The sequence below is a fragment of the Wolbachia endosymbiont of Mansonella ozzardi genome, from assembly GCF_020278625.1.
Lineage (GTDB): Bacteria > Pseudomonadota > Alphaproteobacteria > Rickettsiales > Anaplasmataceae > Wolbachia.
The window spans coordinates 1-16437 of record NZ_JADAKK010000024.1; the positions used below are offsets into that span (position 1 = coordinate 1).

General features: G+C 37.2%; 13 protein-coding genes and 2 pseudogenes. 10 read left to right on the forward strand and 5 right to left on the reverse strand.

Annotated features, from left to right (window positions below; translation table 11 throughout):
- Positions 1-213 precede the first annotated feature (213 nt).
- The 7 genes from IHO40_RS03095 (at position 214) to IHO40_RS03125 (ending at position 7652) form a co-directional block, all read left to right on the forward strand.
- Complete coding sequence (locus tag IHO40_RS03095; RefSeq protein ID WP_225536712.1) at positions 214-1764, forward strand: penicillin-binding transpeptidase domain-containing protein; 1551 nt, start codon at positions 214-216, stop codon at positions 1762-1764.
- 95 nt (positions 1765-1859) lie between these two features.
- Complete coding sequence (gene proS, locus IHO40_RS03100; RefSeq protein ID WP_225536713.1) at positions 1860-3137, forward strand: proline--tRNA ligase; 1278 nt, start codon at positions 1860-1862, stop codon at positions 3135-3137.
- Positions 3134-3505 carry a holo-[acyl-carrier-protein] synthase gene (locus IHO40_RS03105; protein ID WP_225536714.1) on the forward strand — a complete coding sequence of 124 codons (372 nt, stop codon included), beginning with the start codon at positions 3134-3136 and terminating at the stop codon, positions 3503-3505. The genes proS and IHO40_RS03105 overlap by 4 nt, the downstream gene beginning before the upstream one ends.
- Before the next feature lie 808 nt (positions 3506-4313).
- Positions 4314-4547 (forward strand): hypothetical protein, encoded by a 234-nt coding sequence (locus tag IHO40_RS03110; protein WP_225536715.1) that lies wholly within the window; start codon positions 4314-4316, stop codon positions 4545-4547.
- Positions 4538-4663 (forward strand): hypothetical protein, encoded by a 126-nt coding sequence (locus IHO40_RS06070; RefSeq protein ID WP_368666762.1) that lies wholly within the window; start codon positions 4538-4540, stop codon positions 4661-4663. Before IHO40_RS03110 ends, IHO40_RS06070 begins: the two co-directional genes overlap by 10 nt.
- Positions 4630-4917 carry a hypothetical protein gene (locus IHO40_RS03120; protein WP_225536716.1) on the forward strand — a complete coding sequence of 96 codons (288 nt, stop codon included), beginning with the start codon at positions 4630-4632 and terminating at the stop codon, positions 4915-4917. Before IHO40_RS06070 ends, IHO40_RS03120 begins: the two co-directional genes overlap by 34 nt.
- A gap of 77 nt (positions 4918-4994) precedes the next feature.
- Positions 4995-7652: a 2-oxoglutarate dehydrogenase E1 component gene (locus IHO40_RS03125; RefSeq protein WP_225536717.1), complete on the forward strand. Its 2658-nt coding sequence runs from the start codon at positions 4995-4997 to the stop codon at positions 7650-7652.
- On the opposite strand, the gene IHO40_RS05835 is transcribed toward IHO40_RS03125, so the two are convergent.
- The 4 genes from IHO40_RS05835 to IHO40_RS03140 all read right to left on the reverse strand — a co-directional run bounded on the left by IHO40_RS05835 (position 7649) and on the right by IHO40_RS03140 (position 10546).
- On the reverse strand, positions 7649-7930 hold the full coding sequence (locus IHO40_RS05835; protein WP_255585977.1) for a DUF2460 domain-containing protein: 282 nt from the start codon (positions 7928-7930) through the stop codon (positions 7649-7651). The genes IHO40_RS03125 and IHO40_RS05835 overlap by 4 nt on opposite strands.
- Positions 7893-8138, reverse strand: a complete 246-nt coding sequence (locus tag IHO40_RS05840) for a DUF2460 domain-containing protein (protein WP_368666763.1) — start codon at positions 8136-8138, stop codon at positions 7893-7895. Before IHO40_RS05840 ends, IHO40_RS05835 begins: the two co-directional genes overlap by 38 nt.
- 461 nt (positions 8139-8599) lie before the next feature.
- Positions 8600-8974: a hypothetical protein gene (locus IHO40_RS03135; RefSeq protein WP_225536718.1), complete on the reverse strand. Its 375-nt coding sequence runs from the start codon at positions 8972-8974 to the stop codon at positions 8600-8602.
- A gap of 813 nt (positions 8975-9787) precedes the next feature.
- Complete coding sequence (locus IHO40_RS03140; protein ID WP_225536719.1) at positions 9788-10546, reverse strand: DsbA family protein; 759 nt, start codon at positions 10544-10546, stop codon at positions 9788-9790.
- 912 nt (positions 10547-11458) lie between these two features.
- Between IHO40_RS03140 and IHO40_RS03145 the strand changes: the two genes are divergently transcribed.
- The 3 genes and pseudogenes from IHO40_RS03145 (at position 11459) to IHO40_RS03155 (ending at position 13716) form a co-directional block, all read left to right on the forward strand.
- Positions 11459-11674 (forward strand): hypothetical protein, encoded by a 216-nt coding sequence (locus IHO40_RS03145; protein ID WP_225536720.1) that lies wholly within the window; start codon positions 11459-11461, stop codon positions 11672-11674.
- 44 nt (positions 11675-11718) lie between these two features.
- Positions 11719-11979, forward strand: a complete 261-nt coding sequence (locus tag IHO40_RS03150) for a hypothetical protein (RefSeq protein ID WP_225536721.1) — start codon at positions 11719-11721, stop codon at positions 11977-11979.
- A 332-nt stretch (positions 11980-12311) separates the two neighbouring features.
- Positions 12312-13716: pseudogene (locus tag IHO40_RS03155) on the forward strand (UbiD family decarboxylase domain-containing protein).
- Positions 13717-13865: 149 nt separating this feature from the next.
- Here the strand turns inward: IHO40_RS03155 and IHO40_RS03160 are convergent.
- Positions 13866-16437 (reverse strand): annotated as a pseudogene (locus tag IHO40_RS03160) (DNA-directed RNA polymerase subunit beta/beta'); the annotation flags it as partial.

Below are 16437 nucleotides of genomic sequence, written 5' to 3' on the forward strand. Positions count from 1 at the left end.
AATACTATGATAAGGAAACCGGAGGAATCTTTAAGTAGTTTTTTTCGTTTCTATGAATTATTTAGCTTACGGCTGACAATGTTTGTACAAGTGTACTTATTTGCATTTAACTGCTATAATATTTAACACACTGACTTTGCAATTTATGTATCGAAGTTTTTCGGTTTCTTATATTCGTATGATAAGCCACAGAGCTATGTTTGGAGGGATCCTATGTGGACAAAAAACAAAGTCTTTAACCGCAGAGCATTCATATTAGGTGGTATTCAGCTTACCATCTCTACAGTTTTTAGTTATAGGCTATATGATTTACAAATACGAGGCAGACAAAAATACGAAGCGCTTTCTAACAATAATAGGATACGAATTGCCACTATTGTGCCTAGGCGGGGCAGAATTTTAGATAGAAATGACGTGGAACTTGCGGTAAACAAAATCGTGTTTGATGAGCAGAGAATTTCTGGTAAAGAAGCTGGTCTGAAGATGTTATCAGAAATTGAATCTGATGTAGCAAGACCTTCGGGGACAAAAATAACTGCTCTTTATAAACGTTACTACCCATTTGGTTCGATGTGTTCTCATGTACTTGGGTATACAAAAAAACAGCAGGAAATAAGCGAGGTAGGAGTAAGTGGCATTGAGTATACGTATGATCATATATTAAAAGGGGAACCAGGGAAATCTGAGCAGGAGATAAATTCTAAGAAGCATGTTATAAGAGAATTATTGAATATACCACAGCAAGACGGGCAAGATGTGCAGCTAACAATTGATATTGATCTGCAGAAGAAAATTGCAGAGGTATTTCAGGGTCGTAAAGGCTCTGCAGTGGTCATTGATGTAAATAATGGGGAAATTTTAGCGTTATACAATTCACCTTCTTACGATAATAATCTTTTTACTAGCAGATTATCAAATGAGACTTGGGAGAGCCTAAATGCTCCCTCATTACCGCTTGTAAATCGTGCATTATCGAATCAAATTCCACCTGGTTCGATATTCAAAGTAATAGTTGCGCTTGCAGGCCTAAAGGATGAAATAATCACACCAGAAGAAAAATTTTCGTGTAGGGGCTATATGACAATAGGGGAGCGGAAATTTCGTTGCCTGAAAAGCAAAGCCCATGGATATGTATCTTTAAATGAGGCAATGACTCTCTCATGCAACACTTACTTTTATAATATAGGAAAAAAAATAAGTATAGACTCTCTAGTAGAAATGGCCAGAAAATTTGGTATCGGAAGTGGGCCACTGATTAGAACGTTTAGGGAGGAAGCTCCAGGGTTATTGCCTGATAGAGATTGGCGCACACGGAAGCTATATTCACAGTGGTATTTGGGTGACACTATCAACTTGGTTATAGGACAGGGATATTTGCTTACAACACCACTACAGCTCGCAGTTCTTGCAGCAAGGATTGCAACAGGGAAAGAGGTGGTTCCACACATTGAGATGAGCAAAACGACACGAGATTTTTCTAACATTGATGTGGATTATGAGCACCTTGACGTGGTTCGAAAAGCTATGTTTAATGTGATGAATTCTAAGGCTGAAACCTATAAAAAAGGACTTGAGTTTATGCAAATTGCCGGCAAAACCGGCACACCAGAGATAAACTCCAGGGGTGAAAGCCATAAGTTGTTTATCGCTTATGGTCCCTACCATGGTCCGCGCTACGCAATCTCTGTATTCATAGAACATGGCAAAGCCCCACGCCAGGACGTTGCTATAGCGAGTAAGATATTGCGATATATGCTTGCCTAGCTGGAAAGACGCAGGTGCTTTTTTTCTATTTTTAGAATAAATTTGCCTATAGATCTGATTGTATTAAAATTACTCAGTACAATCAGATTTATTGAATGCGCCTATCTAAATATTACCTACCAACTTTGAAAGAGATTCCGGCTGGTGCTGAAATTGCTTCTCATCAATATATGTTACGTGCGGGCTTAATCAAGCAGACAGCGTCTGGCATTTATTCTTGGTTATCGCTCGGTCTGCGCGTGCTCAGGAATATTGAAGACATCATCAGAGATGAAATGAATAAAGCTGGTGCAATTGAGGTATTAATGCCTTGTGTACAGCCAGCTAGCCTTTGGCGAGAATCAGGACGCTATGATGATTACGGCAAAGAGATGCTGTGCATTAAGGACAGGCATGAGAGTGATATGCTTTTCGGGCCAACTCATGAGGAGGTAGCAACTGATTTGATTAGAGGTACAGTAAAGAGTTATAAGGATTTGCCACTTTGTTTATATCAAATTCAGTGGAAGTTTCGCGATGAAATGAGACCTCGTTACGGCGTTATGAGAGGCAGGGAATTTTTGATGAAGGATGCGTATAGTTTCAATATAGACTATGAAAATGCACTGAATTCATATAATTTAATGTACAAAACTTACATAAAAATCTTCAAACGCATGGGACTTACTCCAATTGGAGTGAGAGCAGATACAGGTCCAATTGGAGGAAATTTAAGCCATGAATTTCACATATTAACAAGCACCGGTGAGAGCACTTTATACTACGACAATAAATTTTCTGAGTTACTAGAAAGTGAAGATATCGAAAGTCTGAAGAGTATATATGCAGTTGCAGACGATATGCACAACCTGAAAACTTGCTCTGTACCACAAGAACAGTTAAGCGTTAGTAAAGGTATCGAGATAGGGCACATTTTTTATTTTGGCGATAAATATTCAAAGCCAATGAATGCAAAAGTCGTCTCACGCGATGGAAAAAATGTCAATATACATATGGGTTCGTATGGCATTGGAGTTTCAAGGCTTGTTAGCGCGACAATAGAAGCTTTTCATGATGATAAAGGGATTATCTGGCCAGAAACAGTGGCTCCTTTTAGGATTGGTCTAATCAATTTACAAACAAAAATTAGCAAGTGTGTGGAGATTGCAAACAAAACATGCGAAGCTTTGAAAAACAATGGAGTGCTTTACGATGATACGGAGGGAAGTGTAGGAGTGAAATTTGCTAGAATGGACCTAATAGGCTTACCGTGGCAAATAATTGTTGGAAAGAAAGCAGTAAGTGAAAATATAGTTGAAATAAAAAATAGGGCAACTGGAGAAATTGAGGAAATGCAGATTGAGGAAGCAATAAATCGCTTCAGTACAGAATGATACGCGGTATCGGCACTGACATAGTATATATACCAAGGATATTAAAAATACTGCAGAGGTACGGGGAAAAATTCCTCAAAAAAGTTTACACTGAGCAGGAAATAGAGATAAGCAGAAAGTATAACAGCCAAGAAATACAGGCAAAGTATTTTGCTAAACGCTTTGCAGCAAAGGAGGCTTTTGTTAAAGCACTAGGCAGTGGATTCAGCCTGGACATTACAATGAAGGACATAGAAATATACAGTGATATAAGAGGAAAGCCGCATCTAGCCATTGGCAAGGATTCTATCTCCAAGGATCACATAATTCACCTCTCCCTAAGTGATGACGGGGATTATGCTACTGCATTTATTGTAATCTGCGGCTAGTTTTACAACTATTGTGATTGAAACTGGCGAAAAAACTACTTGATAAATCTTCGCCGTTACCCTTGTCATAGTAATGAAGCTATTTGTTTAACTTCCTAATCTGTGCAGGTTGGAATGACAAGAAAACTTGTATTTTGTGTACTATTGTTTAAATTTTTGCACTATGTGTACTGCATGTCTTTTTTAAAACTTCGGGTTTTTACCTATAGAAGCTGAAACGCGCTTGTAAGTCGTTTAAGGTATCATCCAACGCCGGATTTTAAAATAAAGGGAGGAATAACTAGCTACTTCAGGGTTTTATTGTCTTTTTTTTATCTGGTAAATTTCCTAAATATTATAGCTTGGGTTAGTTGCGTTTAAAAGCAGCTAAATTGCAGCGTTTAAGGCATAAAAACTATAGTTTACTATTAGTAAGAGTCAGTTGCCATGGATAAAAAAGAAGCTTTAAGAATATTGAAAATATCAGATGGTTTTTCTGACCACGATATTGCTTGTTGAATTAAGCAGCGACTTAAAAAATTACATAATGATAGTACAGGGAAACTCTTAGAAAAGAGAAGCATGTAAATTTCTTACTGATGGTTAAGAAGGTCATGCAGAAGTTTTCTCGGGCCTTGTAATATCAGCCATTAACGACGATAAACTAGATTTTCTGAAGTTGTTGCTAAAGACAGTAAAAAATGACGATAAGTTTAACTGTTTGAATATAGAAGGTACTGGCGGTAATATGCCATTAACTTTGCACTTGGGCGTGCAAGTTACAAACATGAGTCAAAGGTTAAAGCCATAAGTTTACTTTTGAAGCATGGTGCTAATCCTAATACAGAAGACCGAGAAGGCAAATCATTATTACATTGTGTTATTGATGATAGTGATAGCGTTTTTTGTCACAAAGAAAGCTACTGAATTGCTTTTAGAGTACAAAGTTGATCCTAATGCAAGAGATAACCAAGATAAAACACTGTTGCATTACTTACGTGAGGATCATAGTTACCTTATAATTGTGCCCGTGGTCATGTTGAAATTGCAAAATTGCTTTTAAGGAAAGGCGCTAACCCAGACTTAAAAGATAATTACAATAAAACCCCGATAGATTATGCTAAACACGACAGTAAAGTGGACAGTTGTTTGGTACCATTGATTATGATATGGTGTTGATACACCCTAACAGTGCAGTGGCTCTTTCATCTTTGAGTGTTGGTTGCACAGTTGAAGCTGTAGTTGGAAATTTAAGAAAAGCAGATAAAGTTGCACATGTTGTTCTTGCAGTAGGTACGGTTGCTGTTGCATTATATTATGCATACTGTGCAATAAAATCTATGTTTTTTTCAGGGCCCTCAACTGAGTTTACTGAAGCTAGAGTAGAGGGATTTAATAGTCAGGAATCACCAAATCCGGCAGATGGAGCTTAATAATTAGAAACTAAAGGAGTTCTTTTTAAAAAAACTTAAGGTATAATATAAGCATTTGATGTCTTTATATAGTGATTATGCCGAATTTAAGCTATCTTTATGGTGACAATGCGGAATTTGTGGAAGAAATGTATAACCGCTATTTGCGAGGCGATAAATCAATCGGAGAGGATTGGTACAGAATTTTTTCAAGCAATTTAGAAGCAAGTCAGGCAAAGCCTTTCAGCGTGCAGCATGCGGCCAAGTCAGATAATTCAGCTTCTGATCTGGCAAATTTTTTTAGGTCTTACGGTCATTTTTTTGCAGATCTTAATCCGTTATCACCAAGTATAAATAAAGAAATAAATTATCAGAAATATTCAAACCTCTCTCCAACGCATGGCGCTGGAATCTATAGAGATATTTACTGCAAGAATATCGGTTTTGAATTTATGCATATTTCCTCTTATGAAGAGAGAATGTGGCTACAGGAGAAAATTGAAAGCCAGACCTATACGCTAAGCTCTCAGGATAAAAAAGAGATACTTAGGCACTTGATTGAATCTGAAATGTTTGAGCAATTTCTGCATATAAAATTTCCTGGACATAAACGTTTTTCTATTGAAGGTGGAGAATCAGCTATTGTTGCAATTGAGAGAATTATTAACGATTCTGTGGCTTTTGGTATTGAAGAAATAGTTCTTGGCATGGCGCACCGTGGACGACTCAATGTTTTAACCAAAGTTATGGGGAAAGAATATTCGGCAGTGCTATCTGAATTTCAAGGCAATCTCGCATACCCAAGTGGTCTTGAGGTGTCTGGCGATGCTAAATATCATCTCGGTTACTCCTATGATCGCACACTTGTCAGTGGTAAAAAAATGCACTTAAGTTTATGTCCTAACCCATCTCACCTTGAAACGGTAAACCCGGTTATGGTTGGAAGAATAAGAGCAAAGCAAAAAGTAAGGCCTGTGCTTGGAATATCGATTCATGGTGATGCAGCTTTCATCGGTCAAGGGGTGGTTGCTGAAACTCTAACCTTGAGTAATATTGAGGGTTATAAAGTGGATGGCATTATACACATTGTCATTAATAACCAAATTGGTTTTACTGCGAACCCATGTTGCGCGCGGTCATCTTTTTATTGCACTGATGTAACTAAATCTATAGAAGCTCCAGTGTTTCACGTCAATGGCGATAATCCAGAAGCAGTCAGTTTTGTTGCGAGCCTTGCAACTGAGTATAGGCAGAAATTTAAAAAGGACGTGGTGATTGACATAATATGCTACCGCAAGTATGGACATAATGAAGGCGATGAGCCAAATTTCACTCAGCCGCTTATGTATAAGGCAATATCAAAGCATAAAACTCCAGGAGCACTATATGAAGAGAAACTGACTATAGAGAAAGTGCTAAGTAGTGATGAAGTGAGTAAATTACGCGGCGAATTTAGGACAAGATTGGATAGAAGCCTTACTGAATCAGCCGCTTACACTCCAAAAAAAGCTGACTGGTTCGGTGGTGTATGGTCAAAGCTCAGGAGAGCAAGGTTAAATAATTTGAGTGAATACTATACAGATTCTGGTGTTTCGCTAGATGAGCTAAAAAAATTAGGTATACGCATAAATAGCAATATCCCAAGCAGTTTTAATATCAACAATAAGGTTAGAAAAATACTCGATGGAAGAATAGATAACATAAATTCCGGTCACGGCATAGATTGGGCAACGGCTGAAAGTCTTGCGTTTGCATCACTACTAACGGAAGGAATAGGGGTACGTTTATCAGGACAAGATTCTGGCCGTGGGACTTTCTCACACCGTCATTCAAGGCTTGTTGATCAAGTAACGGAGGAAACATTTATTCCGCTAAACAATATAAGTGAAAAGCAAGCTAACTTTGAGGTCATAGATAGCGCTTTATCGGAGTATGCTGTAATGGGCTTTGAATATGGGTATAGTCTTGACTCTCCATATTCACTGGTACTCTGGGAAGGGCAATTTGGTGATTTTGCAAATGGTGCGCAAATTATGATCGATCAATTTGTTGCATCGGCGGAAACAAAGTGGTTGCGATCGAGCGGTCTAGTTTTATTGCTGCCTCATGGTTATGAAGGACAAGGACCTGAGCATAGCTCCGCGCGTATAGAGAGGTTTTTACAACTCTGCGCAGAAGATAATATGCAAGTGGTTAATTGTTCCACTCCAGCAAATTACTTTCATGTTTTGCGCCGGCAAATTCATCGGGACTTTCGTAAGCCTTTGGTGGTGTTTACACCTAAATCGCTATTGCGTCACAAAAGAGCAGTTTCTAAACTGTCTGACCTTAAAGAAAAATTCCTCACGGTAATTCCAGAATATAGAACAGGTTTAGTTTCGGACGACAAAATACGCAAATCTATAATATGCAGTGGTAAAGTTTATTATGATATAATTGAAGCATGCGAAAGACAAAAAATAAATGATATAGCAGTAATACGTTTGGAGCAATTCTATCCATTTCCTGCAGATAAATTAAGTAATGAACTTGAGAAGTACAAAAACACTGAGGTTGTATGGTGTCAAGAGGAACCAAAAAATATGGGAGGATGGTTTTTTGTCAACCTATTAATAGAAGAAGTGTTATCTGATCTCAATATTCAAACAAAAAGGCCTAAGTGTATTGCAAGACCCGCTGCTGCATCTCCTGCATGCGGATATGCTAGTGTTCACATCCAGCAGCAAGAGGAGATTTTGAGGCAGGTGATAAACTAACTGAGCTTTACCTCCACTAATAGAATGTTGTTCGAGCTACTACTGCTATAGTTATCAATAGAAACGCTCAGATAATCTGTATCAAAACGCACGGGCACATTAAATTCAAAGCTTGCAGTAATTATTGCACCTTTTGCTGGTGGTATAGTAAACATAATTTCTCCAGTTGAACAATTCACTGAGTATTTTTCTATCTCTATACCATCTAGGTAAGTTTTTATTGTCTCATGTACTGGCTTTTTAATTGTTCCGTACTTGCTTGTCTTTTCTGCTAACATGGGTTTTGATCAGTTGAAAAGTCGTTTTTTTATTGTCCACTATTCCAATTTCTTGATTGGTGGCTGTAAAGTCTGACCAATCTTTAAAACGAAACCCTATTGTTCTACCTCTTTGTACATTAAAAAATGTTATGAGTTCCGTCAGCTGCTCATTTGACCTGACTCCATAAGCTATGTTATACCTAGCACGTGCATGAGACCAGTTGATACTGCGCTGTGTTCACAACCACTGTGGGTTGTGACAACATCAGTGGAAAGTTCCGGTCCTCCAGTTGAACCGTAAGATATATTTTCGGGAACCTCATTTCTGTAAATGACATATGTCCTCCTTTGAAAGTGGAATTGAGGTGGTGTAGATAAGATGAAAAGATCTTAAATTTTTAAAATTGCTTTATTAATAAGACTGTGAATTTTTAATCCCATTGCTTCTATAAAAGTGTGGGGACTATTTTCTTGATCTTTTCCTAACTCGCTTTTTAGCTCGTTAATGTTTTTATGACTCTGCTTTAATTGGTATACACAAACATATGCAACGACTAAAGCAACTCCAGCAAGGGGAACACTAAAGGAATTGGTTGAGCAAAAGCAGCAGTTATAGTAAATACTATGAATACTGTATCAGCTATTACAGCAATTGGCCATAAATAGCTTCTTTTCTGCAATTACTAATTAATTTTTTTCGTATTCCTTCTTGTCGTGTTTTTTGTTCTTGTTGATGAGAAGAAGGATTTCTTTATCTGTTATAACCTTGTAAAACCGGCTCCCATTGGTGCTGCTCTTCTTGCTGTATTTCTTGCTCTGATTGATTAGCTCCTTTACCTGAACCAAAAATTCCTTCACTAGAAACTGGTTGACCTTCTTTTTGCTTAGTTGATCAGAAAGAGAAACCCCTCTACCTGAGCCAAGAATTTCTTCACTAGAAACTGGTTGGCTTTCTGTTATATCAAGAAGGGATTTTGCTAAGAAGAGCACAAAATGCCTTATGTAATTCACTACTCCTACAGCTTTTTTGCTATTATCTATCTTTAGTTGATTAAGATTCACATCTTGTATAAAAGCTTCTGAATCATCATCATGTGCTGTAATTTTGGTTACTGTAACTTTTTGACTATCTTCCTCTATTGAATAAACACAAAGCCAACTTTATACTTATCACATATCTTCTCCCTCCAATCCCTGGACGATCCCATATAAGTGCACAACCATTTCCTGTAGCCATATTCTTAATGTCTTTTAAATACTAAATACTCACAAAAGTCTCCTCTTCATCTATCATATTTGCTTTGGTTTCTAGATTTTGTATAGGACCATAGGATCTTCTAGCGTAGCAAAGTAGCTACCAATAGCAACGTCTTTTATTACTGCTTTATAGGTCCAACTATCTTGTTCACCATGTTGCTCAGTAATCTACACAGTCTTCTCTTAATGATTTTGCGGTAAAACAATAACCAGGCTTTATATTTAATCCATTCAATCCTTGAACCATGGAGTCAAAAAAGCAATATCCTGTCATTATAGCAGCTCCTATTTTTAGCTTTTCAGGATAAGTGCTTTTTTAAATTATGCAATAGATTACTTGATTTTCATTTTCTTTGATTTGTCGAAAAAGAGCAATTAGCTTTCTTACATAGTTAGAACCTTGCATATTACAACTCAAAAATGATAATTATATTTTAATGAAATAGTTAACCTGCGAGGGCTGATTACTTAAGGTTATGCTCAGTTGTATGTATTGCCCCACTCTTCCTGAGCTAATACGTAGCCTCTATGTATTGTCACTCATCATATCCATGATTACTATACTTAAGTTCACTTGTGCTGTCAAGCAAAAAAATAAAATTTTATGACAAACTGAAACTAGCTTTGCTTACGGCTTAATTCATCTACTTTTTCGCGTAACACATGCAAATCAGTCGCTCCTACAAACAGACTATCCCCAATTATTAAAAAAGGCGTACCGCCTACTTCTAGATTCCTTGCTAAAAGTCTGCTGTTGTTTATCATCTGTTCAACTTTATCTGCGTTGTTTTTCATAGAATCATTGAAGTCGCTTTCATTGATTCCTATACTTTTTACTATACCCAATATATTTTCTTCTGAAAATTCTCCTTTGTGCTCTAAGGCAGCATAGTGAAAATCAAAATATTTTCCCTTATCAATAAAATAGACAGCTAAAGCACTTTTTGCCGCCTTTAAAGAATCGTTACCAAGTATTGGAGTGTTCCTAAAAATGTACTTAACTTTGCCGTCATTGATCAACTGTTTTACATCGTCCTTTATGGCTTTGCAATAGCCACAAGAATAGTCAAAAAAACCTACAGCTATAACATTGCTATTTTCATTCCCTAAGTAAGGATAAGTGGGGTCAAATATTTCATTTTTATGCTGTAAGATTTTACCTTCAGCCGCATTATCCCAAGCAGCGTAACTACTTTTAATTGATTCTTCCCGGAGCGTTTTTATAATCTTATCAAAATTTCTACTTATATAGTTATCTAATCTCTCACCTATATGCTTATCGTTTAGCACTTGGCTGCGATTTGAGAGCCAATTGTTTATTATTAGCAAACTTGCTATTACTATTATTAAAGTCAGTAAAAACGATATTCTAGACATACGTTATGGACCTACAATATAAATTTTTTAGTATACAAGTAAATGTATATAAAAGAAAGCATCTAGCGTTAAGCATAGCCAAATTTGCCGCAAGTGCAAACTTTTCGCAAAGAAACTCAGGCACAAAACTCACTAGAAGATTTGATAATGCAAGTAGCCAAAGCACGCCGGGATAGCCAACTATAAGATACTCCATCCTTTACCGCCACATGTAGCAACCGTAAACGCGGCGGTAAGAAAGTTGATCATCTTATAACCGCAGCGTATAATGCTAGCAAACGCAGCGGTAAATTATATAAGCGAACCAATAAATAATTTGGTAGAGAAAAGGAAATAGCCATTCTAGAAAGTAAGCTTCTTTTCCAATCAGTGAATTTATTGCTGTTTATGGTCAGAGTCGTGTGGGTGAGACGTACCTAGTAAAACAATTTTCCAGTAAACATGCCGATATTTTATTTGAACAGACTGGTCTTAATAATGGTAATTTGCAGGAGCAGCTTGCAATTTTTGCACAATCATTATCAAATACTTTTTCAAAGGTGCAAGAATAGCCTTGCCTAAAAATTGGATGGATGCATTACAGCAGTTAGCACTTGCTATTGATGACACACATAAGAACGAATTGCCTTATTTTTTGATGCACTGCCATGGCTTGCGGCAAGAAAATCTGGCTTTCTGAGAGCATTGGAATATTTTTGAAACACAAGCTGGACATACCGAAAGAAACTTATCTTGGTTGTATGTAGTTCAGCAGCTTCTTGGATGTTGGAAAATTTAACTTATAGTAAAGGGGGATTACATAATCGTATTACTGCGATAATATTTTTGCAGCCTTTTAACTTACGTGAAACTAAAGAATATTTAAGATATTTAGGAGTCAACCTTAATCGCCAGCAAATATTGTAGCTCTATATGGCCAGGGAAGGGATACCTCATTACCTTAAGGAAGTAAGTAAAGAATTATCGGCAGCACAAAATATTAATGTGCTCTGCTTCCAGGAGGATGGTTTATTATTTGATGAGCTTGATATGCTATTCCATTCTCCATATGAAGAGCCAGAAACGTACCTCAGCATTATTCGCGTAATTGCAAAAAAGCCAAAAGGGATCAATAGGAAAAACTTGTAAAAGTAACTAAAATCGCTTAGGGTGTTCACTTGACTACTAAATTAATGAGCTTAGAAGAGGCTGGATTTATTGGTGGTTTTTTACCACTGAGTAAAGCAAAAAGAAGAGTATATTACAGAATAATTGACGAATATATATTCTATCTAACATGGATTGAACCGTTTAGAGGAGTAGCAAAAAAGGCAATAATAAGTGATGCCCACTGTTGGGAGTTAGCAGTAAAGAAACCAGCTTGGAAACATGGGCAGGGCAAACATTTGAAGCAGTGTGTTTTAAACATGCCAATAAAATTAGAAGAAAATTAGATATAGAAAATATAGTAGTCATATGTGGAGATTGACAATATCACCCAGAGAGAGAAGAACAATAAAGAATCTGGTACTCAGATTGACTTAGTTTTTGATCGAGAAGATGGGTGTGCAATGCTTTGTGAAAAATAAAGTATAGTGATAAACCTTATACAGTGACGAAGGGATTTGTTGAACGATTAAAGAAAAAAGAAACAGTTTATAGAGAAAAAATGAAATCAAAGAAGCAAATATTCTGGATATTGATTACTGTAAATGGAGCTTCTGAAAACCAACATCTAGAGGATACGATACATCATGTGATTACATTAGAAGATTTGTTTTGAGCTATGTACAACAACTTACTCGACTTCATCTCTGCTTTAAAAGAAAAAAAGGATCTGATTAGGATTAAAAAGTAGGTTTCAACAGTTCTCTAGATGACAGAAATTCACCGTAGAGTTCTGTCAAACAAAGGGTCAGCAATCATTTTTGAAAATGTTGTCACAGAAAACGGTAAAAATTCGATTCCTGTTTTAGTGAATTTATTTGGCACTATCTATAGGATAGCTTTAGGACTGGGTATAAACCTTAGTGAACTTAAGGGATCTTGGTAAACTTCTAGCATTTTTACAGTCCGCTTGAACCGCCAAAAAACTTCAAGAATACTATGAAGATGTTTCCTCTGTTGAAAGTTGTGGTTGTGTTGTCGATGCGCAGTAAAGTCGTGAGTAAAGCTCCATGTCAAGAAGTGGTGCTAACTGGGAATGGAATGGATCTCAGTTTATTGCCTATTCAAACGTGTTGGCCAGATGAACCTGTACCGCTTATCACCTGGCTGATTGTGGTAATAAAAGGTCCCACAAAGGACAAGCAAGATAACTTCAATCTTGGAATATATCGTATGCAAGTTGCAGATAAAAAAATGACTCTAATATGTTGGCTTGCACATCGTGAAGAGACAGGTTACTATAAACGGTGTAAGGAAAAGGGGCAAAGTATTAAGTTTCCTGCTGTTGTAAATCGGTAGCGATCCTGCAACGCTTATCGCTTCAATAACTTCAGTGCCAGAAACACGTCAAAATACCAATTTGCTGAACTGCTGCGCAAGAAGCTGCTTGAATTTGTAAGATGAGAATGGCCATACGGAGGCCACACTGATTACTATAATTCTGTTGAACAATCCCCGGAATTTAACATTACTGCAATCGTAATGCGTAAAAACCCAATATATCTTAGCACTTTTACTGGCAGCCACCAGATGAACCATCGATTCTTGGTGAAGCACTAAACGAAATCTTTGTGCCAATCCTCATCAACCAACCAATTTCCAGAGATAGTAGACTTTTATCTGCCACCAGAGGGTTGTTTCTATGGAATAGCAATAGTGTCGATCGAAAGATCTTATCCCGGATATACGAAAAGAATTATCATGAGCATACTTTCTTTTCTCAAGAAGTTTTTATACACGAAATTTATTATAGTTATTGATGATGATATAAATGTGCATGATTGTAAGAAAGTGATGTGGCAATATCAACGAGAATGGAGCACATGCGTAATACAATCATGATAGAGAATGCATCAATTGATTATTTAGGTTTTACCTCTCCTGAAAGTGGACTTGTAGGTAAAATGGGATTTGATGCGATAAATAAAATCCCGCCTGAAGCCAAACGAAAGTGGGGAAAAAATTGAAATGAACGAAGAAATAGTAAAAAAGTTACAGAGAAGTGGGGAAAGTATGGATTGTAGTTGCTAAAAAGTTAAAAATATTATGTACTTAGCTGAACAGCCAATGGCGTTAACTTGAGGGTCTCAATTAGCAAACTTTCCTAAGCGTATACCCATCTTCCACCGGACAGGTAGATAGATGGTATAAACGCCGCTCTTTGCTGGCTCATTCAACTTGGCTGATCATAATTTGTTGTTACTGCACTTTCTTTCTCATCAAAATGTGAATGACAACTATTATTTCCTAACAGTTTTTCGTCATAAGTTTCAATATAAAAATATTTTTCATATTTATCTATATTATTACAAAGTGAAAGTGCTCTAACCTTGCTCATAACCAAGCCTGTACCAGCAGGAATTAATCTTCCTACTATGACATTTTCTTTTAGCCCACTCAAAGAATCTTCTTTTCCGCAGAATGCTGCTTCTGTTAGCACTTTCGTTGTCTCTTGGAAAGAGGCAGCAGAAATAAAAGAATTAGTTTCAAGGCTAGCTCTAGTAATTCCCTGCAAGATAGGAAGATAATTAGCAGGTCGCTTGCCAGAATTTTTCATAGCATTATTTTCCCTATCAATTTCCAGCTTATCAATGCTTTCGCCAACCAAGTACATGGTATCACCAGGATCAGTAATTTCTACTTTTTGCAACATTTGTTTTAATATTACTTCTAGGTGCTTGTTGTCTATACGAACACCCTGCAATCTATAGACTTGCTGTATTTCAGAAATCATATAGTGTGCTAGAGCTTCGAGTCCAAGTACACGTAAAATATCATGAAGGTCAGGATCACCATCCATCAATAGATCACCTTTACGTACAAAATCACCCTCATTAACTATTACGTGCTTGCTCCTTGATACCAGATATTCAACTGGAGAAACCTGCTCATCTACAGGTTTAATTAATATGCTGCGTTTTCCTCTCCGATCTTTCTCAGAAAATGCTACATGACCATCTATTTCACTAACAATTGCATGCTCCCTAGGACGTCGTGCTTCAAACAATTCTATGACTCTTGGTAGACCACCAGTAATATCACGAGTTTTGACTGACTCTCTTGGCGTTCTTGTAATGATATCACCTGCGTTAACCTTTTGGCCATCTTGTACATTTAGTACTGCACCAATTGGTATAAAATAACATGCTTCAACGCCACTTGCGAGTGTCATTACTTCACCGTTATTGTCAAGCAACACTATACGAGGACGCAAGTTAGCTCCACCAGAGTGCAATTTCCAATCCTTCACTACTTTACTTGATATTCCGGTAGATTCATCCATAACCTCAGTGATTGACACTCCATCTTTCAAGTCTCGATAAGATACTGTACCAGTCCTTTCCGTGATAATAGGTAATGTATAAGGATCCCATTCTGCAACTCTGTCGCCAATTTTTACTGACTGACCTTCATCTACATAAAGCTTGGCACCATAAGGTATACTATGCCTCAATTTTTCACTACCGAGACTATCAATCAATATAACTTCACAAGAACGACTTATTAAAATTTTATCTCCATTTTTGTCTATAATTATATTACTATTGTTCAATTTTATTTTAGCATTAATAGAAGCTATAATATTTGAGGATTCAACGCCCCTAGTCATTACCCCACCTATGTGGAAAGTACGCATTGTTAACTGAGTACCTGGCTCTCCAACGGATTGAGCAGCTATCACACCAACTGCCTCACCTATTGAAACAATTCTGCCAGTTGCAAGGTCTCTTCCATAACACAAAGCACATACACCTGGGCTTAGTTCACAGGTTAAAGGTGATCTAATTTTCACAGCGTCAAGGCCTGCAATGTTAATTTGCTTTACCTTACTTTCATCAATCAACTCTCCTGCTTTCACCAACAATTCTTTTGTCACTGGATTATATATATCATTTGCAGCTGTTCTGCCCAGCACAACACTCTCTAAAGACGCAACTATGGCACCTCCTTCAACCGTGGCTCTTACAACGAGACCATTTTTGGTCTTACAGTCATGTTTTGTAACTATGCAGTTTTGAGACACATCAACCAAGCGACGAGTTAAGTACCCAGAGTTTGCAGTTTTAAGCGCAGTATCAGCAAGACCCTTACGTGCACCATGGGTAGAATTGAAGTACTCAAATACATTTAAACCTTCGCGGAAGTTGGAGATTATGGGTGTTTCTATAATCTCACCAGAAGGCTTAGTCATGAGTCCTCGCATTCCAGCTAGCTGTTTCATCTGTGAAGTAGAACCCCTTGCACCAGAGTTAACCATCATATATACTGAATTGTACTTACTATTTCTGTCGTATATAGATATTGCCTTTAGCATATCGTTGGCTATCATGTCCGTACACTTAGACCATTCATCTATAACCTTGTTATACCTTTCACTTCTGGTGATTAACCCGTCTTGATATTGCATAGAAAACTTTTTAATTTCATTTCTAGCATGATCAACATGTGTGGCTTTAGTTTTGGGTATAACTAGATCACAACGACTAAAAGAAGTACCAGAAAATGTAGCATACTCAAAGCCAAGTACCATTAGTTTATCAGAAAATTCTACTGTAGCGCTTTGACCGCAGTTACGATACACCAAATCAACTATATTGGTTACTTCCTTAACTGTTAACACCTGATTTACAAGGTCAAAGCTCAAATTCTCATGTTTAGGAAAGATCTGCCACAATATTAGGCGACCAGGAGTTGTACGGACAGTTTTATAGTAAATTTCGCCGTCACTACTCGTATATTCCATC